Source organism: Pantoea sp. BS_8, from assembly GCF_041954965.1.
In the GTDB taxonomy this organism is placed as follows: Bacteria; Pseudomonadota; Gammaproteobacteria; order Enterobacterales; family Enterobacteriaceae; genus Pantoea; species Pantoea stewartii.
On sequence record NZ_JAVAXU010000001.1, the window covers coordinates 84,861 to 108,120 of the forward strand.

The 23,260-nt window shown below is 58.9% G+C and carries 17 protein-coding genes; 9 read left to right on the top strand and 8 right to left on the bottom strand.

All coding sequences use genetic code 11. From position 1 onward, the window contains the following. The first annotated feature begins 304 nt into the window (after positions 1-304). Positions 305-979 carry a gamma-glutamylcyclotransferase gene (locus RAC65_RS00395; RefSeq protein WP_162835475.1) on the top strand — a complete coding sequence of 225 codons (675 nt, stop codon included), beginning with the start codon at positions 305-307 and terminating at the stop codon, positions 977-979. Between the two features lie 29 nt (positions 980-1,008). On the opposite strand, the gene RAC65_RS00400 is transcribed toward RAC65_RS00395, so the two are convergent. Genes RAC65_RS00400 through icmH form a run of 7 tightly spaced genes read right to left on the bottom strand, consistent with a single transcriptional unit; the run spans position 1,009 to position 9,387 of the window. Next, on the bottom strand, positions 1,009-2,415 hold the full coding sequence (locus tag RAC65_RS00400) for a serine/threonine-protein kinase (protein ID WP_058701704.1): 1,407 nt from the start codon (positions 2,413-2,415) through the stop codon (positions 1,009-1,011). Positions 2,416-2,459: 44 nt separating this feature from the next. Next, positions 2,460-3,401, bottom strand: coding sequence for a hypothetical protein (locus RAC65_RS00405; protein ID WP_185199526.1), 942 nt, complete (start codon positions 3,399-3,401; stop codon positions 2,460-2,462). A gap of 10 nt (positions 3,402-3,411) precedes the next feature. Then, entirely contained in the window at positions 3,412-4,191 is a 780-nt protein-coding gene (locus tag RAC65_RS00410) for a PP2C family serine/threonine-protein phosphatase (protein ID WP_058701706.1), read from the bottom strand. Then, positions 4,188-5,315, bottom strand: a complete 1,128-nt coding sequence (gene tagH / locus RAC65_RS00415) for a type VI secretion system-associated FHA domain protein TagH (RefSeq protein ID WP_058701707.1) — start codon at positions 5,313-5,315, stop codon at positions 4,188-4,190. Before tagH ends, RAC65_RS00410 begins: the two co-directional genes overlap by 4 nt. Before the next feature lie 34 nt (positions 5,316-5,349). Next, entirely contained in the window at positions 5,350-6,048 is a 699-nt protein-coding gene (gene tagF / locus RAC65_RS00420; protein ID WP_058701708.1) for a type VI secretion system-associated protein TagF, read from the bottom strand. Positions 6,049-6,061: 13 nt separating this feature from the next. Next, on the bottom strand, positions 6,062-8,170 hold the full coding sequence (gene tssM / locus RAC65_RS00425; protein ID WP_033741079.1) for a type VI secretion system membrane subunit TssM: 2,109 nt from the start codon (positions 8,168-8,170) through the stop codon (positions 6,062-6,064). Continuing rightward, positions 8,170-9,387, bottom strand: a complete 1,218-nt coding sequence (gene icmH, locus RAC65_RS00430) for a type IVB secretion system protein IcmH/DotU (RefSeq protein WP_033741082.1) — start codon at positions 9,385-9,387, stop codon at positions 8,170-8,172. The genes tssM and icmH overlap by 1 nt, the downstream gene beginning before the upstream one ends. 109 nt (positions 9,388-9,496) lie before the next feature. On the opposite strand from icmH, the gene RAC65_RS00435 reads away from it, so the two are divergent. From RAC65_RS00435 to cobA, 8 genes are all read left to right on the top strand, one after another. Next, positions 9,497-9,694, top strand: a complete 198-nt coding sequence (locus RAC65_RS00435) for a hypothetical protein (protein WP_152998357.1) — start codon at positions 9,497-9,499, stop codon at positions 9,692-9,694. A gap of 633 nt (positions 9,695-10,327) precedes the next feature. Beyond that, a complete protein-coding gene (locus RAC65_RS00440) occupies positions 10,328-11,551 on the top strand; it encodes a nitrate regulatory protein (RefSeq protein ID WP_039340692.1) in 1,224 nt (407 codons plus the stop codon). Between the two features lie 259 nt (positions 11,552-11,810). Next, a complete protein-coding gene (locus tag RAC65_RS00445) occupies positions 11,811-13,073 on the top strand; it encodes a CmpA/NrtA family ABC transporter substrate-binding protein (protein WP_058701709.1) in 1,263 nt (420 codons plus the stop codon). Continuing rightward, positions 13,073-13,945, top strand: a complete 873-nt coding sequence (gene ntrB, locus RAC65_RS00450) for a nitrate ABC transporter permease (RefSeq protein ID WP_006118920.1) — start codon at positions 13,073-13,075, stop codon at positions 13,943-13,945. The genes RAC65_RS00445 and ntrB overlap by 1 nt, the downstream gene beginning before the upstream one ends. A 10-nt stretch (positions 13,946-13,955) precedes the next feature. Further along, the gene (locus RAC65_RS00455) at positions 13,956-14,744 is read left to right on the top strand and encodes an ABC transporter ATP-binding protein (protein WP_033741085.1); all 789 of its coding nucleotides are present in this window, start codon (positions 13,956-13,958) and stop codon (positions 14,742-14,744) included. A 10-nt stretch (positions 14,745-14,754) separates the two neighbouring features. Further along, on the top strand, positions 14,755-18,828 hold the full coding sequence (gene nirB / locus RAC65_RS00460) for a nitrite reductase large subunit NirB (RefSeq protein ID WP_375096232.1): 4,074 nt from the start codon (positions 14,755-14,757) through the stop codon (positions 18,826-18,828). Further along, the gene (locus RAC65_RS00465) at positions 18,825-21,446 is read left to right on the top strand and encodes a nitrate reductase (RefSeq protein WP_058701710.1); all 2,622 of its coding nucleotides are present in this window, start codon (positions 18,825-18,827) and stop codon (positions 21,444-21,446) included. The genes nirB and RAC65_RS00465 overlap by 4 nt, the downstream gene beginning before the upstream one ends. Continuing rightward, positions 21,443-22,273, top strand: coding sequence for a uroporphyrinogen-III C-methyltransferase (gene cobA, locus RAC65_RS00470; RefSeq protein ID WP_058701711.1), 831 nt, complete (start codon positions 21,443-21,445; stop codon positions 22,271-22,273). The genes RAC65_RS00465 and cobA overlap by 4 nt, the downstream gene beginning before the upstream one ends. Positions 22,274-22,307: 34 nt before the next feature. On the opposite strand, the gene RAC65_RS00475 is transcribed toward cobA, so the two are convergent. Then, positions 22,308-23,120 carry a DeoR/GlpR family DNA-binding transcription regulator gene (locus RAC65_RS00475; RefSeq protein WP_033741089.1) on the bottom strand — a complete coding sequence of 271 codons (813 nt, stop codon included), beginning with the start codon at positions 23,118-23,120 and terminating at the stop codon, positions 22,308-22,310. Between the last annotated feature and the right edge of the window lie 140 nt (positions 23,121-23,260).

The window sequence follows — 23,260 nt, forward strand, 5'->3', positions numbered from 1 at the left end:
ACGTTACGCATGTTTACTTCACGTTGCGCGAGCAGGGGTTATCCTGAACGCCAGGATGCCGTGAAGAAACTCATCAGCCCTTACCGTTTTACGCGCTGTAAAACACCTTTTTGCGGTGTTATAGCTGCCGCTTTTAATAGTTAAATAAAGGCTATTTTTTAGCGGATATTCCCACTCTTACTTGAAACTGATTTTGTTAATAATTAATGTCAGTTTAATGAATACAGCGTAAATTTGTGAATGTTCACGCAACAGAACCGAGGAGTGTCTTACACAGGACGTGGTGAAAGTCGAGGAGGTCGCATTGCTTACCCGGGAATTTTTATTAAAAGCGGATTGTAAAACATCATTTGGTGATATTGAGGAGACATTACTGTGGAGTTGTGAACAGCGCGCGGCGTCGCTGGCGGCAACCCTGGCATGTCGGCCCGATCACAGCCCGGTATGGATCTTCGGCTACGGTTCTCTGATGTGGAACCCGGTATTTGAAGCCGATGAAGTGGCATCGGCCTCGCTGCACGGCTGGCACCGTGCCTTTTGCTTACGCCTCACAGCCGGGCGCGGCACGGCTTCCCATCCGGGGCGCATGCTGGCGCTGAAAGAAGGCGGCATCACGCAGGGACTGGCATTTCGCCTGCCGGAATCACGGCTGCACGACGAACTGGCATTACTGTGGAAGCGTGAAATGATCACCGGCTGCTATTTGCCGACCTGGTGTGAGCTGGTGCTGGACGATCAACGCCGCGTGACGGCGCTGGTTTTTATTATGGATCCGCGTCATCCGCTTTATGAACCGGATACCTGTCCTCAGGCGGTTGCGCCCCTGATCGCAGCAGCCAGTGGACCGTTAGGCTCGAACGCCCAGTACCTGTTTTCGCTGGAAGAAGAACTGACTAAGCGCGGGATGCAGGAGGACGATCTGATCCGCCTGGCGCACCAGGTGCGTGAACTGCAGCAGCACTGGCCAAGACAGGCGTAATCCGCGCCCGCCAGGCCAGCAGCATCCGGTCACTGGGTTGGGTTAATCAGCCAGGTGCCCGGTCTGTCAATCACCACGGACTGACTGCGCGTCGTATTCCCGGCATGCACATCAATGCGGTACTGGCCTGCCGCCAGGTTCAGCACGGCAAAACCGTTGCTGCTGGCGTGCAAGGCCACGGGCTGACCGTTCAGGACCACCTGTTCATCACCGGCCAGTTTCAGGTAAACCATCGCCAGGCCCGCGGGCACTGTGCCGGTCGCTGGTGCAGCACTGCGTTTCGCCACCTGCGGCACCGAAGCGGTTTGCGAGTTTTCAACCCACACCACCGCGCCGACGGCAATAACGGCAACGGCGGCCAGCGCCAGAAGCCCCGGTGACAGACGACGCACTGTGCGTCCGGTCAGCGGTTCCGCCATCGTCGCCCCGTGATTCATCGCCAGGACCACCGGTGGGACCGTGTCGGCCGCGGCTGCGTCCTGTTGGTTTTGCGCGTCATTGCGCTGTTGCAGACTGTTAACGACCGCCTCCACATCGCTGACCGGTAAGGCAATGAGGGCAGCAAACACGTCGATGCTCTGCGGACGATCGTGCGGTTTCATCAATAGCGCACAGTCAATAGCATGCAGCAGCGGCAGCGAATAGCCTGAAGGCTTACGCACCACCAGCGGTTGATAGTTGTCTTCAATGCAGCGCACCACGCTGACCGGCGGCGGGGAGCCGGTAATCAGCGTGTGCAGTACCGCGCCCAGCGCATAGATATCTGTCCACGGGCCTTGTTCACCTTCGCCTTCTTCGCTGTACTGCTCAATGGGGGCAAACCCCGGCTTCAGCATGATTTCGGTTTCATCAGAGAGATTGCCTATCTCTTTGCGGGCGGAGCCAAAGTCGAGCAGCACCGGCAGTTGATTTTCCTGAATCTGAATATTATCCAGCGAAATATCACGGTGCAGATAGCCAGCCTGATGAATGGTATTGATAGCCCCCAGCAAGGGCGGCAGTAAGCGGCGAATCCAGTCTTCGGTGATAGACTCATGGCTGGTTAACTGCCACTCTTTCAACGTCATGCCGTTGTAGTAAAGTGTGCCCATATAGGCGGTGCCGTTTTGTTCCCAGAAGCGCAGGACATGCAACAGGCCCGGATGATTGAAGCGTGCCAGCAGTCGGGCTTCCTGAATAAAGCTGTTCAGACCGGCATTAAACAGCTTCTGAAAACGTTCACCGCGCAACTCCAGCGACATATCCGCCGTCCTGACCGCCAGCGAAACAGGCATGTATTCTTTAATGGCAATGGTGCGTTCAAGTTGATGGTCCCATGCGCGATAGACAATGCCGAAACCGCCGCCGCCAATCACTTCTTTGATTTCGAACTCGTTAAAGCGATATCCGTCAGGCAAGGCATTCGGTACTGCTTTCTGATTGTCATTAGCCGACATAGTGGACTCTCTGAACTGGGCCTGCTTGCCAGGCAACGCGATAATTAATGGATGTTACGCCAGGCACCTGCGCCGGGATCAACCTGATCCGCGCGCAAGGTGTCCACAAGTAACACATTCACTTTCTGTTGTGACGGTAAACTGCCTGCCCACCGGCTTCGCACCATGTCGAGCCGTGCAGACAGGGCGCTGGCATTCTGCTGCGCAGTGGCTTTATCCGCTCTGACCAGAAGGGTGCCCTCAAAGCGCCACAGATGTTGCGTATCGTCGAAAGGCAGCACCAGCCAGCTGTCAGGCGCATCAGCACGGGTCACAATCATGCGCTGTTTATTGACGCTAACGATTTGCAGGGCGTTACCGGCAATGGCCAGACTGGCGATCGGGTAACCCTGGTAAAACGTGACGGCAAGCGTCTGCGGTTGGCCGTGTCCACTGACGGTAATATCACTGTTGCCTTCGAGCCAGCCTTCCGACGAGCAGCGCAACCGACCGCCTTGCGGGACAAAGATCGACAATCCGTTTTCGTCCCATGCGGTGCGAAAGCGGCAGCCATCAGGTAACGCAAAATGCTGTAACGGGGTGCTGTCTGCTGGCCGCGACGCGACAACCGGAACGTTACTGCTTGTGGCGGCATCAGCGTTCACAATCAGACGCCAGTTCTGCAATTTACTGGCGCTGCCGGAAGCCAGCACGCTGCCCTGGCTGTTGGTCATTTGCCAGGGCAGAACGTCCAGTTCATTGCACTGATTCGCTAACAGTGTCCCGACGCGCGGCAGGAACGATTTAAGGATCTCTGCATTCTGGCTCTTACCCGAGACAATACGCAGTGGCAGTGTCTCCTGGCACCAGTCGTCGGGCGTTTTGCCTTCAACGTTGTCGATATACACTTCCAGTTCGAGGCTGGGTGAGTACACCACGCGATAATTTTCCGCCTGCGCAGTAAAGGCCATCAACAAGGTAGCCAGAGCGGGCAACCACACTTTCATAGCGTTTCTTTCATCCATCACGAGAGGGCAGAAAACGGGTTGAGTCAGCCAGCGAATAAAGCAGCGTGGCCTCCTGCGGTTCGCCGATCCACACGGCCAGCGCACTCAGATTATCTTTCTTTACTTCACGGCTCACGGCATGTTCCATCAACGTCAGCCACTCCTCACAGGCATTCACCATGCGCAAGGTCTGCTCCATTTCCCGGGTGGTCAGATTGAGCCAAAACCCGTCGCTACAGACTAAAAACGCATCGCCGTCTTCCAGCAGTATTTCGTCAGAAAAGCTCACAGGATGGGCAGGTTCTGTGCCGAGCGCATTATAAAGTAAATTACTGTTAATTCCGGTATTTTCATAGCCTGCCTCGCTCAGTTTTTGCACAAGACTGTGGTCGCGGGTGACCGCATTGAGCACGCCATGCCGAAAGTGGTAAACCCGGCTGTCGCCCGCGTGCGCCCACCATGCGCGCTGTCGGGTGCGGTCGATAAACAGGCCCGCCAGCGTGGTGCACATCGTGGCAAAATTCGGATTATTACCCTGTGCGATTTCAAGCACAGAGCGGCACGTTTCTATCGCCTGCTGTGTGAAGGCGAGGGTAAGGTGCGGACAGGTGTGCAACTGAGTCAGCAGGCTGTCGCATACCAGTTGTGCCGCCTGTTCCCCACCGGGCAGTCCCGCTACGCCGTCGCATACCACGAAGCTGGCCTGATGGGCATTCAGTACCACACCGGTGCGATCTGCATGTTCATCACGCTGACCTTGCTGACTTCGCTGGGCAAACGCGATATTCATGCATCATCCGTACGCGTCTGGGAATCTTTGTACTGATTCACCTCCATGTCGTAAGCATGAAGGAAAGCTTCACCAAACAGCGTATGGAAATCGTCTTCGATTTCACCCGCAGTGCGCTGATAGCGGCGAGTGAAATAGTCCCACAGTGCGGCTTTTTGATAAGGCGTAAACGGGACTTTTGACACGGCACCGTCTGACTTCGCCTGCTCCTCCAGCCCCTGCGGATTAAACGACTGCAACATGGCGGCGATGATGGCGCGGATCCCGGCGATCATGCCCAACTGATGTGCCTGCAGATCCACCAGCGCATCCCGTACCGCCTGTTCAGGCTGCATAAAGCCCGGCATCTGGCTCTGGTACATCTGCATCAATACGGTTTTGCCCGAGGGCAGAATCTTGAACGGGTTATTTGCTTCGTTCAGGATCATCGTCATTTCCGCTTTGACGCCCCGTTTAAGGATAGAGCGCGACGACAGCAATGCCACCGTGCCCTGCGAAAACAGACTTAACATGCGGCCAGTGGTCCGCATCTGTTCTTCGTTAATCACCGTATTGTGGCCGTTGCTTAGTCCCATACCGTCAAGCAGCGCCGCGACCAGGTTGTCGTGATCGTGTGCGGCGGGCGAGGGCGCATATCGGGACTCACCGGCCTGGGGATCGATGGCCAGCCTGGCATCGCCCCGGTGGTCGTGGCGTCTGGCGACAGGTTCCTGAGCGGCCTCTTCGACTTCAGTAAATTCGGGGATATCCAGCGGATTCGTCTGCGGGCCCGTATGGCTAAAAAACGCCAACGGATCGCTGTTGATGCCCTGTACCGCGGGGTCACGTACGTCGATGGCATAGTCGCCGATGCGCAGAGCATCCCCGTGTTTCAGGCTCACCTGCATTCCCCGGCTGAGCGGCACACCGTTGTGTTCGACCGGTGTCACGCTGCCCTGATTAGTCAGGCGGCACTCTCCGTTACAGGACAGGTGCACCAGCGCCTGCAGACGAGAAATAGAACGGGCTTCATCCGGTAACACCAAATCGTTATCCTGACTGCGGCCGATCGTGCCGCCCGGCGGATGAAACGTGACGGTTTTCACCGGCACATCAGACGTGCATTGAACGATGGTAAATTGCATGAGCTATCCCGTTATGAAGGACAAAGGCAACGTCTCACTCGAACATCGGTGGATAGAGGCCGTTGCGTCCCGGCTGTGCACCTGCTGCCGGATTAAACAGTAATGAGAACAGTTCTGCCGTGAGGGTACCGCTATGCTTGTGTGTCGCATGTACGAAACCGTCACTGCGGTTGCTCCACCAGTAACTTATGTGTTGCTGCGGGTCGAAATGTTCGGCGACGTCCTGCCAGCTCAGTGTGCAGGGCAAATCCGCGAAACCGATTACATCCATAATATCTGACGGCTGCTGGACCGGGACCATCAGCGGAGCCAGGGCCTGGATGTGCTGATCGAGCTGGTCCGGGCTCAGGCCGTGAGTCACAGCATTCAGCAGCGTGGCCCCCAACTCCTGATACCAGTCTCCCGAGATCGTTAACTGTGCCGGATGCCACTGACTGAGCGGAAAGCTCAGCAAGGCCAGCAGCGGCCAGGCGCGCCCCACACGATCGCATGACGGTAACAGGCAGCCCATCTGTACCTGCTGACGCGTTGGCGTGATCGGTAACACAAAATTCCACACCGGCGCGCGCAGAAAATCGGCGCTCACGGCCGCGTCCTGCTGATGCCAGTGAATGAGGCCCTGCTGAAACCAGTGATTCCACGGCGTGATGACCTGTTCAGTGAGCCGATGATGTATAAAGTCCCCTGTTGAGGGCAGTTTGCCAAACCAGCCAGGGGCCAGAGATACAGACATGTTCACCTCGCCATTATGGATTATGCGTTGTCGGGCGCTGTGCCTTCGCGGGGGCAATCGCCAGTACCGCACCGCCGCGCCCCGCATTGTTCAAATTATCAGCCAGCTTGCGCATCATTAGCGCATTGTCACGCGCATAAGGTGAAGACTGAATTTGCTGATCGAGTAGCTGGCTTAAGTGCCAGTCAAGCTGCTGCAAATCCCGCGCGCTGACCTTTTCAGGTAACGAACGCTGCAGATTTTGCAGTAGCCAGGCCCGTAGAAATTCCCCATCGTAGTTTCTGGGCTGATACAGCATCTGATAAGCGCGGAGCGCATTACGACTGTATTCATTGTCATCACCGGGATCGTTACGCAGCAGATTGGTGATCTGCTGAGCGACCCGGGGCAGCAGTAAAGACTTAAGCGCATTTTGATAAAGCGCCCAGGCGGCATCGCTGACCTGATTGCCACGATATAAGCCTGCCCGCATAGTAAGCGGCGGATTATCGAGAGAAAACTGGTCGGACACCGGTAACTTCACCAGGTTATTCAGAAAGGGTAGCAGATCAAAAATATTATCAGCGGGCTGATGTATCACTTGCTGACTTTGTGCAGAAATTGCCGGTACGCGCGCGGTAACCTGCTGCAGATAATGCTGGTTCTGATAGTAGCTGATCAACCACAGTCCGCTCATGATCACCAGCGCCCCGGCCAGCATGCCATAGCCAATCCAGTGCAGGAGCTGATTACGGTATTCCCAGCGACGATTGCTGCCCGCCAGGCCACTTTCTTTAAACACCAGATTGCTCAGCAAATCACGAATAAAAAAGCTCTGGCCTTTATTGCCGGGAATAGGGCTGTTGCGGTTGACCCGATCCCAGGCGGCAATCGAGTGTGCCCCCGCCTGACGCAGTTGCAGTTTGCGGCTCAGCTCGCCCATCACGCGGTCAAAAGGCAAACCTTCCTGTGTACCGCTGGTAAAGAACAGCCCACGAGGATTCCAGGCCACGGTCTCAGAACGCGGGGAAAAAATGCTGTCCAGGTATTCGCTGAGCAGGGGACGCAGCGAAGCAAACTCCTGCGGAAACAGAAAACATTCTGCCCGCTCATTGAGGTCGCGCTCATGGGTCATTTGCCCGGCCAGTTGCTGCTGCAGTTGCTGTTCTAACTGGGTAAACTGCCCCTCGAAGTGAAGATGCCAGTCCTGCTTGTGTGGCTTACCGGCTTCCCAGGGAAACGTGAAGCCCCAGATAGCATCGCGGCGGGCCTTCTCCATGCTGCCAAAATAACTCATAAAGCCTTTCAGCAGGTCGGTTTTGGTCACCATGACATAGACGGGAAAATGAATACCGGTGTGCTGATGCAGTTCGTTCAGCCGTTCGCGCAGGGCGTTCGCCTGTTCGTAACGCGCCTCAGCCGAATCGCTGAGTAAATCCGCGACGCTGATGGTCAGGATGACGCCGTTGATCGGCTGCCGCGCCCGATAGCGCTTCAGCAGATTGATAAAACTCTGCCACTCGCTGGCATCGCGTGCCCGCTGGCTTTCCTGTAACGCATAGCGCCCGGCGGTATCGATCAGCACGGCGCTGTCGGTGAACCACCAGTCGCAGTGCCGGGTACCGCCGACGCCGCGAACGGCCTCGTTGCCGAACGTATCGGTCAGGGGAAATTTCAGGCCGGCATTGAGCAGAGCGGTGGTTTTACCGGCACCCGGCGCACCAATCATCAGATACCAGGGAAGCTGATAGAGGTAATTGGCGTTAATCCGTGCCCACAGGCTGCCCTGGCGTCGGCCAAAATGGGTGCGCTTGAGGCGCATGGCCGCCTCACTAAAGCGCTGGCTGAGCAGCGCCTCAGTGGCCTGCCGTTCCGCCGGATCGTCGCTCTCTGCGACCTGCAACCGGTCAAGCAGGCGACTGTTGAACCAGGCACGGTACAGCGCAGGAATCAGCTGGAAACCAATCCAGAGAAGATAAAGCAGACTGACCACAATCTTGCGGTGTAGCGCGGGTTCAAGCGGGCGGGTTTCATTCCACGCGATAAGCGGTCCCAGCATCCACAGCAGGCAACTCAGTGCCGTGACGCCAATAAAGCTCCACAGCAGCCGATGCGTTAAGAATAAGCGGAAAGAAGCGCGCATCAGGGTGTTCCTTGGTGAGTACTCAGTGTTTCAGGTGCGGCAAACAGCGTAATTTCAACACGGCGATTACGGGTACGGTTCTCGCTGCTGTCGTTGGGCAGCAGCGGATCGCTGTCGCCGCGGCCTTCTGACCGGAGCACGTGTGAATCGGCCAGTTGCACCTGCAGTAACTGGCTAATCGCCCGGGCACGGGCGAAAGAGAATTCATAGTTTGAGGCAAACCGACTGCCGTCAACAGGCTGATCGTCGGTAAACACCGACACCAGAATGGTGCCTTTGACGTCTTTCATCGCTGCGGAGACGCGCGCCAGAAGCGCCCGGCCCACCGGATTAATCACCGTGCCCTGTTCGGCAAACAGCTTGTCTGCCGGGATAATCACTTTGCTGCCAAACGCACCGTCGCTGACTTCGAGCTGGCCGGCGGCGATCACGTCATTTAACCGCTGACGTAAGTCGAGCAGCGCCTGTGGCGAAGAAGGGCGACGATTCATCATGATTTGTGGCAACGGCATATTATACAGACTGCGCAGCAGGGGCTCAGCCGCGTTGCCGAGCCGCCAGTTGAGTCCGCTGTAAATCAGGCAGCCGATCAGGGCGACCAGCATGGCACAGGCCCAGAGTGGCACCATCGGACGGGCCAGCGTATTAACCAGCGGATGTACCTGCACCAGCGGCGTGGACTCCGTGGTTTGCTGCGCACGGGTTTCGTCGATCAGCGCTTTTAACCTTGCCCGCAGGCTGTCGCACTGCGCCCGGCCTTTTTCACTGCCCCGGTAACGCCCTTCATAACCCAGCAGCAGGCAGTAATGAATAATTTCCAGCAGCCAAAGGTGCTGCTGAGGGCTTTGTGAAATGCGTGAAAGCAGCTGGAAGAACTTTTCGCCGCCCCAGCTTTCATTGTGGAAGGTCACCAGCATGCCGTTGCCGGACCAGACGCCGCGCGTGCCCCATGGCGTTTGCGCGGCGGCTTCATCCAGGGCACTGCACACACAGTACCGTGCACCGATGATCATCTCAAACGGCAGGCCTGCCTGCTTGCAGCGTTGTTCAAACAGGCGGATTTCATCAATCAAAGACTGACGTAAACCTGCCGGGTCATCGTGGGTGGCAGCCTGACGAATTTGCACCACCGCATTCAGCAGAGGCGCGGCCGCTTTAAGTAACAAATTTTCGCGACCAGAGGTCGTCACCTCACGCGGTGAAGATTCCACGCTCATGGCTGTGTGTACTTCCCGCGTTGCGTTGCGCGTCCGGCAGCATGCGCAGGACGGCAGGGGTTAAATTTCATCAGTTCATGATCCAGGTTGCCGTCGTGACAGGACCGCAGTGTCTGCTGTCGCCACCCACGTCAACGCACAGGGGTTAAGTTATCTGGCCATGCAAATGCGTGCTGCCTCGCATGTCACCGTCAGGACGATGGTTCACACCGGTGGTCAGCTCAACCTCGCCGGGAGCCTGCCCGCGGACATCACCGCAATGGCATATCCGTATCGGCAACGTCAGGTTGGACCGGGGCTGTGTTGAGCCTTTGCCCGCGCGGCCTGACTCAGGCAAGGGCGGTGGGCATGTCCCGAACAGGGCGCGCGCGTTCCACTGCACGTCACCGGCGAATCGGCATTGACCGAGGAGGGGGCGTTTTGCTGCCGGACAAAAAATGTGCAGCTAACGGGCAAAACGCTAAATGGTTTTTCACCCTTTTCCTCACGTCAGTGTCTCTGCCTGCACGATGTTTATCTAACGTATCGCGCCTCCTCATCGGGAGGCGCACAGCCGGGCAGGTGATCTGTTCAGAGACAAGGCCGCTCATGGTCACTCTTTACAGCGCTCAGTCTACCTAAGACTTTTGAGAATTCAAACCATTGCACCCAATGATATAGCATGGTAATGGCCGTTTAGCCCGTTCCTTGTGCAGGGGCTTCAGGGATGGCGCCTCCGGGGCAGTATCGGGCGCATTACTCGCGACATTTCGCCTCAAAAACGCGGGTGATCCCATCCCTGCCACGGCCCGACTGCCTGGATAAAAGAATAAGCCGCGTTAACCACTTTACACCGCAGTGAGAAACGGAAAGGGCGGAACGTGCGGCACAAGCCGTCAGGCTAAGAAAAGACGGCACGGCTTTTGCTTGACTCCTTTTTTGTACGAAAAGGGGGTGAGCAATGGATGACGCACTGAGCTGGGTGCAGGCCTCACGGCAAAGCGATATTGCCAGCCTGCAACGCCTTCGCCAGACCGGTAAACTCATTACCACCGTCAGCGAGCTGGTGCATCAGCTTCAGCGTGAGCGGGGGGCGAGCACTCTGTGGATTTGTTCTGAAGGCCGGCTTTACGGTGAGCAGCGGCTCGCCAGTGAGCAGGATGTGACGCGCTGCCAACGGGATTTTTGCCAGGCCTTACCCAAAGCCGAAGCCCAGCCGGGATACAGCCGGTTCTGTAACCTGATCGCCGCCGCGCTGCAGGCCCTGGCCGGGTTACCGGCGTTGCGCCAGCAGATTACGCAACAACAGATTGCGCACGCGCAGGCCGTTGCGGCATTCAACACAATTATCCGTAGCTTACTGAACCTGGTCTTTGAAGCCGCCGACACCGCCAGCCATCCTGACATTACCCGCGCGCTCATTGCGCTGTTCAGCTTTATGCAGGGCAAAGAGCTGGCGGGACAGGAACGCGCTCTGGGAGCGGCCGGCTTTGCCGCCGGCCAGTTCAGCGCCGAGCAACGCAGCGCCATGGTGGCCTTAATTGAAGCACAGGAACAAAGTTTTTCGACGTTCCAGCAGTTTGCTGATGAGGCGGTTTTGCACCACTGGCAGCCGCTGGCGCAGGCCAGTCGCGAGATTGAACGACTGCGGCGCATTGCCTGTACCGACGGGCGGCGGGATGACAGCGGCGCACCGCACTGGTTTTCACTGCTGTCACAGCGTATCGATCAAATGAAACTGCTGGAGGATCAGCTGTCAGCCACGCTGATGTCGCGCTGCCGCGAGGCGATCGCACTGGCACAGCATCAGGCCGCTGAACCCCTGCATGTGGCACAGTCGGGCTGCAATTTTACGTTATATGTCTCTGGGGCGGACTGGCTGGCTGCCGAGTCCGGTGCGCTGAACAGCGACGGGCTGGCGCCCCAGCTCGGTCGCTCGCTGCTGTCGTTGATCGCGGAGCAGTCCCAGCGTTTGCAGCATCAGGCCAATGAGCTGGCCACTCTGCGCGCCACGCTGGAAGAGCGCAAACTGCTCGACCAGGCTAAAAACTGGCTGATGCAGCAGCATGGGTTGAGTGAAGAGCACGCCTGGCAACGGCTGCGTAAAAGCGCGATGGATCAGAACAAACGGCTGCCGGAAATCGCTCAGGCGATCGTCACGGTGGCCGCCACGATGAAGAGGTAACTCGAAAGCGTTAGCTGCACAATGCTTGTGCGTGATCTGCGTCACCAATGTGCAAAATCGGTTAAAAACTCGCCAGAGAAACCCTGAAGCGCCACGCGCAGGACCGTTTCAAAGCTGGCACGCGGTTTGCTTTACCTTACTGAGTGTGTGCATTTGCTTTGCCAACGGCGGTAAAGCGAGTGCTTTGGATAAAGGCGTCCATCTCCCTGTGAAAGCAGTGGAGAGGACGCCTTTTTTTATTTCCTGAGGGTGGCAAAAAATGAGCAAATCGCCAGTTTCACTGTCTCGTCGTCAACTGCTGTTATCCAGCGCCGCCGTTGGCGGGCTGTGGCTGTTGCCGGGATTGCGCAACGCCGTATGGGCGGCGGGTTCCGATGCGCCAGAAAAAGCCACCGTGCGGGTGGGATTTATTCCGCTGACCGACTGTGCGCCGGTCGTCATGGCCTCGGTGAAAGGCTTTGACAAAAAATATGGTCTGACGCTACAGCCCAGTAAAGAAGCCAGTTGGGCAGCCGTTCGCGACAAGCTGATCTCCGGTGAGCTCGATGCGGCACACGTCCTGTACAGCCTGATCTATGGCCTGCAACTGGGCGTTGCCGGCCCGCAGCATGCGATGGCGAACCTGATGACGCTCAATAATAATGGCCAGGCGATCTCCCTGTCGAACCAGCTGAAAGCGCAGAAGGTTACCGATGCCGCCAGCCTGAAAAAGACCATCGACAGCCAGGCCAAAGGCAGTCTCACTTTTGCCCATACCTTTCCGACCAGCACCCACGCGATGTGGCTGTACTACTGGCTGGCGAATGCCGGTATCAATCCGTTTGATGACGTGCGCACCGTCGTCGTGCCGCCGCCGCAGATGGTGATGAATATGAAGATTGGCAATATGAGTGGCTTCTGTGTGGGCGAGCCGTGGAACCAGCGCGCCATCAGCGACGATATTGGTTTTACCGTCGCCACCAGTCAGCAGATTTGGCCCGATCATCCCGAAAAAATTCTCGGCACCCGCGCCGCGTGGGTGAAAGAGAACCCCAATACGGCGCGCGCGCTGACGGCGGCTGTCCTTGAGACGGCACGCTGGATCGATGCCTCCGATGATAACCGCCGCGAAACGGCGCAGGTGCTGGCCGGGCGCGCCTGGATCAACACCAAACCTGAGATTCTGCAAGGCCGCATGCTCGGCCAGTACGAAAACGGGCTGGGACAGAAATGGCAGGATCCGCATGCGATGCGCTTCTTCCATGACGGCAGCGTCAGTTTCCCGTATCTGTCCGATGGTATGTGGTTCCTTACCCAGCTTAAGCGCTGGGGAATGCTGACCCAGGATCCGGACTACCTGGCTGTCGCAAAGCAGATCAACCAGATCGATATCTACAAACAGGCTGCCAGCGCTGTCGGCAACGTCACGTTGCCCGGCAGTGAGATGCGCAGCAGCACCCTGATGGACGGCAAAGTATGGGATGGATCGAATCCTGCCGCTTACGCCGCCAGCTTTGCCATTAACCATAAAGAGAGGTCGTGATGAAAACCCAGACTCGCTCGCTGGCGCAGCCTGAGACGCTGCCCACCCACGCCACCGTGGTGCCCCTTCAGGTGACGCCAAAAAAGATGCGTTCACCTGCGCGCCTGCGTCCGTTTTTGCAGCGTGCCATTCCCGCGCTGTGCGGTGTGCTGCTTCTGCTCCTGATCTGGCAGATCGCGGCGCTTTCCAGCAAAGGCTTTCCCGGCCCGTACGCCACCTGGGAGGCGGCGAAAGTCCTGTTCGCCGATCCGTTCTATAACAACGGTCCTAACGATCAGGGCATCGGCTGGAATGTGCTGGCCTCGCTGCAGCGCGTGGCTGTCGGCTTTGGTCTGGCCGCGCTGGTGGGGATTCCCGCAGGCTTTCTGCTGGGGCGTTTTACCTTTGTGGCACGCATGTTCAATCCGGTTATCGCGCTACTGCGCCCGGTCAGCCCGCTGGCCTGGCTGCCTATCGGCCTGCTGCTGTTTCAGCGGGCCGAACCGGCCTCCAGCTGGACCATTTTTATCTGTTCCATCTGGCCGATGATTATCAATACCGCAGAAGGCGTACAGCGCATTCCCCAGGATTACCTCAACGTGGCGCGCGTGCTGCAACTGTCGGAATGGACCATCCTGCGCCGCATCCTGTTTCCCGCCGTTCTGCCAGCGGTGCTGACCGGGGTCCGCCTGTCGATTGGCATCGCCTGGCTGGTGATCGTGGCCGCCGAAATGCTGACGGGCGGCCTGGGGATCGGCTTCTGGATCTGGAACGAGTGGAACAACCTCAATGTTGAAAACATCCTGATTGCCATTTTGCTGATTGGCGTCGTCGGCCTGCTACTGGAGCAGGGACTGATGCTGCTGGCGCGTCGCTTTAGCTGGGATAAATAAGGGGAACACTATGCAACCTATCATTCGTGTACAGCAGGTCAGCCAGCGTTTTACCACCTCCGGCGGCGATTTTCTGGCGCTCGATAATGTCAGTTTTGATCTTCATCAGGGGGAAACGCTGAGCCTGATCGGTCACTCTGGCTGTGGTAAATCCACGCTGCTCAACCTGATCGCCGGTTTAACCCGGCCTACCAGCGGTGTCCTGTTGTGCGATAACCGCGAAGTTACCGGCCCCGGCCCTGAGCGCGCCGTTGTGTTTCAAAACCACTCGCTGTTGCCCTGGCTGACGGCGTATCAAAACGTTGAGCTGGCGGTCGAGCAGGTGTTCAAAGGCAAGATGAACAAGGCCGAAAGGCGTGACTGGATCGAGCACAACCTCAACCAGGTGCAAATGAGTCATGCCATGCATAAGCGCCCCGGCGAGATCTCCGGCGGCATGAAGCAGCGCGTCGGCATCGCCCGCGCGCTGGCAATGAAACCTCGCGTGCTGCTGCTGGACGAACCCTTCGGTGCGCTGGATGCCTTAACGCGCGCGCATCTGCAGGACAGCGTCATGCGCATCCAGCAGGCGCTGAACACCACCATCGTCCTGATTACCCATGATGTGGATGAAGCCGTGTTGCTGTCCGATCGGGTGCTGATGATGACCAATGGCCCGGCGGCGCAGGTGGGCGACATCCTGACGATTGACCTGGCCCGGCCGCGTTCACGCGTGGCGCTGGCGGATGACGTGCGTTATCACCATCTGCGCCAGAAAGTGCTGCATTTTCTCTACGAAAAACAAACCTCGGCGGCATAAGGACGACACCATGAGACAACGGTTGCTGGTTGTGGGTAACGGGATGGCGGGCATGCACATGGTGGAAACCCTGTTGCAGCTGGCGCCGACGCGTTACGACATCACCGTGATTGGCAGTGAGCCGCACGGCAACTATAACCGTGTGCTGTTGTCGCCACTGCTGGCCGGAGAAACCACCGTTGCGCAAACGCTGATCCACGATCGTGACTGGTATCACCGTCACGGCATGACCTTGCTGGCGGGAGAGACGGTGGAACAGGTGAATGTCGCTGAGCGGACCTTACGCACCGACCAGCGCCTGCTGCACTGGGACCGCCTGGTACTGGCGACCGGATCGCAGCCCTGCCGGCCGTCTGTCCCAGGCAGCGACCTGCCGCATGTCAGCACCTTTCGCACGCTGCAGGATGTGGACACTTTGCTGGCGGGGCAGGGTCCGGTCGTGGTGGTCGGCGGGGGCTTTCTGGGTATTGAAGCGGCCGCCGGCCTTCAGGCGCAGGGGCGCCAGGTTACGCTGCTTCATCGTCAGTCGTGTTTGCTGGACAGACAGCTGGACGCCAGGGCAGGGGAATTACTGCTGGCTCAGCTCCGGGCGCGCGGCATTCGCTGTGAACTGAATACCAGCCTTGCGGCGATCCGGACGGATAGCGTGATCCTCCACGATGGCCGGGTGCTGGCGGCGCGGCAGGTGGTGATGGCCATTGGTGTCCAGCCGGCAATCGCCCTGGCGCAGGCCGCCGGGATTCCCTGCCAGCGCGGCATTCTGGTGGATCGCCAGTTGCGCAGTGCGCACGCGGGAATTTATGCCGTAGGCGAATGTTGTGAAATCAGCGGCGAGACCTTCGGTCTGGTCGCGCCCTGTCTGGCCCAGGCGAAGATTCTGGCGGCGCAACTGGCCGATCGGCCTCAGGCGGATTTCTACAGCGCGGCCACGGGCACCCGTCTCAAAGTCAGCGGCATTTCCCTGTTTAGCGCCGGTGACGTTCGCGAAGCGCCGTCTGTCACTAGTTTTGACCCGATCGCCGGGCACTATCGCCGCCTGTTCCTCAAAGACGGCCGGCTGAACGGCGTGCTGCTGTATGGCGACTGCCAGCAAAGTGGTGCGCTGCTGAACCAACTCCATAATGCCGGACCGGTTTCTGTGAATACGCTGTTCGGCCTTGATGAACCTGAAACGCAGCCGCTGGCTGCAGGAAATCCTGTGATGAGCCAAACGAAACCTGTATTAGCCGTGGTGGGTCACGGCATGGTCAGCCACCATTTTCTGGAGCAACTGGTCGATCGTAACCTGCATCAACATTATCACGTGGTGGTTTACGGCGAAGAGCGCTATCAGGCTTACGACCGGGTTCACCTTTCCGAGTATTTCACCGGTAAAACGGCCACGCAGTTGTCGCTGGTAAGCGAAGAATTTTTTGCCCAAAACGCGATTGAACTGCGTAGCGGTTGCCGGGTAGAGGCGATCGATCGCCAGCAGCGCAGCCTGCTCGACAGCGCGGGCCGTGAGCTGGCCTGGGATAAGCTGGTGCTGGCCACCGGCTCGCGCGCCTTTGTCCCCCCGGTCCCCGGCCATGACGGCGAGCGCTGCTTTGTCTACCGCACGCTGGACGATCTGGATGCCATTGCAGCCTGTGCCCGCCAGAGTCAGCGCGGCGTGGTGATCGGCGGCGGGCTGCTGGGCCTGGAGGCCGCCAACGCGCTGAAGCAGCTTGGGCTGGAGACCCACGTGGTTGAGTTTGCGCCGCGCCTGATGGCCGTGCAACTGGACGAAGGCGGGGCGCTGATGCTGCGGCAAAAGATCGACGCGCTGGGCGTGACGGTACATACCGCGAAGCAGACCGAACAAATTGCCAGCCAGCCTGACGGCAGTCTGGTGCTGCACTTTGCCGATGGCGGCGAGCTGGCCACCGACCTGGTGCTGTTCTCTGCCGGTATCCGTCCGCGTGATGAGCTGGCCCGCAGTGCCGACATCAGCGTGGGGCCGCGCGGCGGCATTACCATCAATGACCATTGCCAGACCAGTGACAGCGACATTTATGCCATCGGCGAATGCGCGCTGTGGAACGGGCAGATTTTTGGCCTGGTAGCGCCGGGCTACCAGATGGCGCGAGTGCTGGCCGGGCATCTGGCGGCCGAACCCGCGCAGTTCACCGGTGCCGACATGAGCACCAAACTGAAGCTGCTGGGCGTAGACGTCGCCTCCTTTGGCGATGCGCACGGCAAAACACCGGGCAGCCTGAGCTACCACTGGGCCAATGGACCCAAAGGCATTTACAAGAAGATCGTCGTGAGCGCCGACAATACACGACTGCTGGGCGGCGTGCTGGTGGGAGACAGCAGCGACTATGCCACCCTCCTGCAAACGATGTTAAATGACATGCCGCTGCCGACAGCACCGGAAGCGCTGATTTTGCCTGTATTAAATGGCGCGCCGGCCAAAGGGTTGGGCATCGCTGCGCTGCCGGACAGCGCCCAGGTGTGCTCCTGTCATAACGTCAGTAAAGGCGATATCTGCCAGGCGGTGCAAAGTGGCTGTGGCGAGATGGCCAGTATTAAAAGCTGTACCAAAGCGGCAACCGGCTGTGGCGGCTGCGCCGCGCTGGTAAAACAGGTGATGGAGTTTCAGCTGGAAAACCAGGGCGTCGCCGTTAAAAAAGACATCTGTGAGCACTTCGCCTATTCCCGTCAGGCGCTGTATCACCTGATCCGTATCAATGGCATCAAAACCTTTGACGAGCTGCTGGCCAGCCACGGACGGGGCTGTGGTTGCGAGGTATGCAAACCGCTGGTGGGTTCGCTGCTGGCCTCGTGCTGGAACGATTACCTGCTGAAACCGGCCCATTTACCCTTACAGGACACGAATGACCGTTACTTTGCCAATATCCAGAAAGATGGCACCTATTCGGTAGTGCCGCGCGTGCCAGGGGGCGAGATCACGCCACAGGGCCTGATCGCCATCGGCGAAGTGGCCGCGCGTTACGATCTCTATACCAAAATCACCGGCGGCCAGCGTATCGATCTGTTTGGTGCGCGACTGGACCAGTTGCCTGCTATCTGGGAAACCCTGCTGGAAGCCGGCTTTGAAACCGGTCATGCCTACGGAAAATCCCTGCGTACAGTGAAATCCTGCGTTGGCTCGACCTGGTGTCGTTATGGCGTGCAGGATTCTACCGCCTTCGCCATCGCGCTGGAGAACCGGTATAAGGGCCTGCGCGCACCACATAAGATCAAGATGGCCGTGTCCGGCTGTACCCGCGAATGTGCGGAAGCGCAAAGTAAAGATATCGGGGTCATCGCCACGGAAAACGGCTGGAACCTGTATGTCTGCGGCAATGGCGGCATGAAGCCACGCCATGCGGAACTGTTTGCCAGCGATCTGGACGATGACACGTTGATCCGGTACGTCGACCGGATTCTGATGTTCTACGTGCGCACGGCGGATCGCCTGCAGCGTACCAGCGTCTGGATGGATAACATGGAGGGCGGGCTGGACTACCTGCGTGAGGTGGTGATTCATGACAGCCTGGGGATCGCCGCCACGCTGGAACAGGACATGCAACAGGTGGTAGACACCTGGCAGTGCGAATGGCAGACCACGCTGGCCGATCCTTCGCGACGTGCGCTGTTTACCGCCACAGTGAACAGCGATCACCCGGATGAAACGCTGCACTATGCGCGCGTGCGCGGACAACGCCAGCCCCACAAGGCCAGCGGTATTCCCCTGATGCATCTGCCCGCCGAACCCTGGAGCGAAATCTGTCCGCTGGAGGCCATCCCGCCAGAGGCCGGCATCGGGGCCCGACTTGGCAGCGTCCGTATTGCTTTATTCCGTCTGGGTGATGACTGTTATGCGCTGGAGGATCGTGAGCCAGGCAGCGAAGCCAGCGTGCTGTCACGCGGCATCCTTGGCGATGTTGCCGGGGAGCCGGTGGTGATCTCTCCGCTTTACAAACAGCGGGTGCGCCTGCGGGACGGACAGAGCCTGGATAACCCTCAGCATCAACTGCGCTGCTGGCCGGTCAAACTGGAGGACGGCCAGGTGTGGGTCGCCAACCGTCCGCTTAACCTGATGGCGCAGGCATCATGAAAACCACCTGCGCTTATTGCGGTGTGGGCTGCGGCGTCGAGGTCACGCAGTCGCAGAGCGCGTCGGCTCAGGTCCGGGGCGATGCCAGTCATCCGGCGAATGCCGGGCGGCTGTGCGTGAAGGGCGCGGCGCTGGGCGAAACCCTGACACAGGCCGGACGGTTGCTGCATCCTCAGCTTCATCACCAGCGCGTCAGCATGGAGACGGCGCTGGATGCCGCGGCTGACGGACTGCGCAGGATTATCGATACGTACGGCCCGGAGGCGGTGGCTTTTTACGGTTCCGGCCAGTTGCTGACCGAGGATTACTATGTGGCGAACAAGCTGATGAAAGGTTTTCTCGGCGTCGCCAATATCGATACCAATTCACGCCTGTGTATGGCCTCAGCGGTGACGGGCTATAAACGGGCGTTCGGCGCGGATGCCGTGCCGTGCTGTTACGAGGATCTGGATCAGGCCGAGGTGGTTATCCTGGTCGGCTCGAACGCCGCCTGGGCTCATCCGGTGCTGTTTCAGCGCCTGAAGCAGGCAAAAACGCAGCGCCCTGAGATGCAGGTTGTGGTGATCGATCCGCGCCGCACGGCCAGTTGTGAATTCGCCGATCTGCACTTACCGCTCCGGCCGGGCAGCGATCCGGCCCTGTTTTCGGGCCTGTTGCACTGGCTGGAACAGCATGGCGGCATTGACGCCACGATGCTGCCGCATCTGGACGGTGTAGACACAACCTTACAGGCCGCGCGGCAGTGGGATTGTGCGACGGTGGCAGCCCATTGTGATATCAGCCACGACATGATCGCGGCGTTCTACCGGTTGTTTACCCGGCATGAGCGCGTACTGACCTTATGGTGTATGGGCATCAACCAGTCACAAAGCGGCAGTGACAACAACAATGCCATTCTCAATGCGCATCTGCTCAGCGGCAAGATAGGCCGACCCGGCTGCGGCCCGTTTTCGCTGACCGGACAGCCGAATGCGATGGGCGGGCGGGAGGTTGGCGGACTGGCCAACCAACTGGCGGCTCATATGAGTTTCACCGCGGAAGACTGCGACCGTTTACAGCGTTTCTGGCGCAGTCCGCGTATGGCGCGTCAGCCCGGCCTGACGGCGGTCGATCTGTTCGACGCCATTGAGCGCGGGGCGATCAAAGCCGTATGGATTATGGGCACCAATCCGGCGGTTTCGATGCCAGAAGGCAATCGCATTGCCCGGGCGCTGGCTGCCTGTCCGCTGGTGATAGTGTCAGACGTACTGGCGCAAACGGATACCACCGCCTTTGCGCATATTTTGCTACCCGCGCAGGGCTGGGGGGAAAAGAACGGCACCGTGACCAATTCTGAACGCCGGATTTCCCGCCAGCGCGCGTTTATGCCCCCGGCCGGAGAAGCGAAACCGGACTGGTGGTTACTCGCCCAGGTCGCCCAGCGTCTGGGCTTTCATGAAGGCTTTGCCTGGACGCACCCGGCAGCCATCTTCCGCGAACACGCGGCGTTGTCGGGGTTTGAGAACAACGGCCAGCGCGCGTTTGATATCAGCGGTCTGGCCGGGATGAGCGACGCACAGTGGGATGCGCTGACGCCGGTGCAGTGGCCGGTCAACGCCCGCTATCCCCAGGGTTGCGCGCGGCTGTTTAGCGACCGGCACTTTTACCATCCTGATGGTAAAGCCCGCCTGTTGCCACCGGCCACGCCGCAGCCCGTCGCGTGCAGGGCGGCGTATCCGTTATTGATGAACAGCGGACGGATCCGCGATCAGTGGCACACCATGACACGCACAGGCCTGGTTCCCCGGCTCATGCAGCATTGTGATGAGCCGTTTGCAGCACTGCATCCGCAGGACGCACAACGCTATGGCCTGTGCGCGGGGGCACTGGCACGGGTGCAGTCCGACGCGGGCTGGATGACGGTGCGCGTGACGCTGGACAGCGGTCTGCGACGCGGTGAGATCTTTGTCCCTATGCACTGGAACCGACAGTTCAGTCTGCAGGGCACGGTCGGCGGGCTGGTGGCCTCAACCCGCTGTCCGGTCTCGGCGCAGCCTGCCTTTAAACAAACCGCCGTACGTATCCAGCCGCTCCACACCCACTGGCAGGGCTGGCTCTGGCAGCGCGACGTAAGCCCGCCTGACGGACTGCGCTACTGGGCGCGTACACCCTATGAGGGCGCGCAACGTTTTAGCCTGGCCGGAGACGGTTCGCCAGAACAGTGGCTCACGGCAACGATCCCGCTGGACGGGCTGCAACGGCAAACCGCCCACGCGGCGGAACCGCATTACCGCCTGCTGGCCTGGCGCAACGGTGAGCTGCAGCTGGCTTTTTATGCCGGCGCGTCGTTACCCGCGATCGATCATGACTGGGTTGCGCAGGCTTTTCGCCAGGCGCCGGCGAATGCGGCGGAACGGCATGCTCTGCTGGCAGGACAATCGGCACAACGTGCCGTGGCTGGCCGGACGATCTGTAGCTGCTTTGGCGTCGGAGAAAACACGATCTTACAGGCGATTAAACAGGGCTGTCACAGCACCCAGGCACTGGGTAACGCACTCAACTGTGGTACTAACTGCGGCTCCTGTCTGCCGGAGCTAAAACACCTTTTGCTTTCCGTTGCTGTACCGGAGGAAGAATGACGATCGCGATCAACGCTTTAGATAAACTGCTGGCGCCGGAAAACGCGTCCAGCCCGGGCAAGGTCTGGCTGGTCGGGGCTGGGCCGGGGGATGTGGAGCTACTGACAGTCAAGGCGCTGCGTTTGCTGCAACGCGCGGACGTCGTGGTTTATGATCGCCTGGTCAGCGAAGCGGTGATGGCGGAAGTCGCCAGCAGCGCGCTCTGTATCGACGTCGGTAAACAGCCGGGTCATCACGGCCTGAAGCAGGCACAGATCAATCAACTGCTGGTGGATCTGGCCGCCAGCGGGCGCAATGTCGTGCGGTTAAAAGGCGGCGATCCCTTTATCTTTGGCCGTGGCGGCGAAGAGATGGTCAGCCTGCAGCAGGCGAATATTGCCTGCGAGGTGGTACCCGGCATTACCGCCGCCGTGGGCTGTGCGGCTGCCAGCGGCATTCCGCTGACGCACCGTGACTGCGCCCAGTCATTGCGCTTTATCACAGGGCACGGGCGCAGCGGCGAACCGCAGCTGGATGCGGCGGCGCTGACCGCCACCAATCAGACGCTGGTGTTTTACATGGGGTTAAGCTGGAGCAGCGTGATTAGCGCCCGGTTACGGGAATATGGCCGCAGTGAGGCGACGCCGGTGGCAATCATTGAAAACGGTACGCGCCGGGACCAGCGGGTGCTGATCACCACGCTGGCCGGGTTGCCTGATACGGTCGAACAGCAAAAACCGGTGTCACCGTCGTTACTGATTGTGGGCGACGTGGTGCGCTATTACCGTGCCGATCTTATGGCTGCCCAATCGCGCGAGACGGCGATGAGCGTGACGGCATCGCACTGACGATGACGGCGTCGGGGGAAAAATCAGGGACAGACTATCCTGACCGGCGGGTCGGAGTGGGCGCAACCAGCACCCTGACGCCCAGCGCTTCAAAGGCCGCAATATGCGACGGGCTGATCCCACTGTCGGTGATCAGATAGTGGATGTGGCTCCAGTCGCAGGGCAGGGCAAACATCGAGACCTTGTCGATTTTGCTGGAGTCCGCCACGACATAAACGGTACTGGCGGAGTTAATCATCGCCATTTTCACTTTAATATCGGTTTCACTGGGAAAGCTCAGGCCCAGCCGCGGCGAAATACAGGCGGTGGCGAGAAACAGCTTTTCCGCCAGCACATTTTCAAAAAAGCTGGCCGCTTTCTCGCCCGACGTTGACAGCGTCGGAAACTTAAAGGTGCCGCCTGTCAGCAACACATTAATGCCCGGCTCACCGCCCAGTTTCAGGGCGATGTTGACGGCGGTGGTGACCACAGACAGACGGCGAATGTGGCTGATGGCATCGGCAATCGCCGTCGTTGTCGTACCGGAATCGAAAATCACCGTATCGCCATTTTCGATGTGCTGCGCGGCCAGACGACCAATGGCGTCTTTCTCTTCCAGATGCGTCTGACGTTCAAGCTGCAACAGGCCGGTGTTCTGCTTGCCGGTCATCAGCGTTGCGCCACCATGATAGCGTTGTACAAATCCCTGTTTTTGCAGCATGCGCAGGTCGGTCCGCAGCGTGGCCTCGGTAAGCCCAAAAGTTTGGGTTAACGCTTTAACCGTTACCGTGCCGTCTTCCCGAATCATCTCTAAAATCTTTTCACGCCGCTGCTGCATTTCAGCTAACTGCTCAGTTTTGCTTTTCAATCGAAATGCTCCCTCTTTTACTTGCATCGGGCTTCGTGCATTCACGCGCTGTGAAAGAGTTTACCTTGCCGGTTTCGCGTTGGCGAGTGAGCGCCGATTCTCTGTGTGTTTTCGAACGAAAATGAATGTGACTTATTGTC

Excerpts from the sequence above, each read along its gene's own strand:
- cobA (WP_058701711.1), top strand. The coding sequence starts at position 21,443 with ATGACGATCGCGATCAACGCTTTAGATAAACTGCTGGCGCCGGAAAAC.
- tagH (WP_058701707.1), bottom strand. The coding sequence starts at position 5,315 with ATGCAATTTACCATCGTTCAATGCACGTCTGATGTGCCGGTGAAAACC.
- RAC65_RS00455 (WP_033741085.1), top strand. The coding sequence starts at position 13,956 with ATGCAACCTATCATTCGTGTACAGCAGGTCAGCCAGCGTTTTACCACC.
- RAC65_RS00440 (WP_039340692.1), top strand. The coding sequence starts at position 10,328 with ATGGATGACGCACTGAGCTGGGTGCAGGCCTCACGGCAAAGCGATATT.
- RAC65_RS00410 (WP_058701706.1), bottom strand. The coding sequence starts at position 4,191 with ATGAATATCGCGTTTGCCCAGCGAAGTCAGCAAGGTCAGCGTGATGAA.
- RAC65_RS00465 (WP_058701710.1), top strand. The coding sequence starts at position 18,825 with ATGAAAACCACCTGCGCTTATTGCGGTGTGGGCTGCGGCGTCGAGGTC.
- RAC65_RS00400 (WP_058701704.1), bottom strand. The coding sequence starts at position 2,415 with ATGTCGGCTAATGACAATCAGAAAGCAGTACCGAATGCCTTGCCTGAC.
- RAC65_RS00445 (WP_058701709.1), top strand. The coding sequence starts at position 11,811 with ATGAGCAAATCGCCAGTTTCACTGTCTCGTCGTCAACTGCTGTTATCC.
- icmH (WP_033741082.1), bottom strand. The coding sequence starts at position 9,387 with ATGAGCGTGGAATCTTCACCGCGTGAGGTGACGACCTCTGGTCGCGAA.
- ntrB (WP_006118920.1), top strand. The coding sequence starts at position 13,073 with ATGAAAACCCAGACTCGCTCGCTGGCGCAGCCTGAGACGCTGCCCACC.
- tagF (WP_058701708.1), bottom strand. The coding sequence starts at position 6,048 with ATGTCTGTATCTCTGGCCCCTGGCTGGTTTGGCAAACTGCCCTCAACA.
- RAC65_RS00405 (WP_185199526.1), bottom strand. The coding sequence starts at position 3,401 with ATGAAAGTGTGGTTGCCCGCTCTGGCTACCTTGTTGATGGCCTTTACT.
- nirB (WP_375096232.1), top strand. The coding sequence starts at position 14,755 with ATGAGACAACGGTTGCTGGTTGTGGGTAACGGGATGGCGGGCATGCAC.
- tssM (WP_033741079.1), bottom strand. The coding sequence starts at position 8,170 with ATGCGCGCTTCTTTCCGCTTATTCTTAACGCATCGGCTGCTGTGGAGC.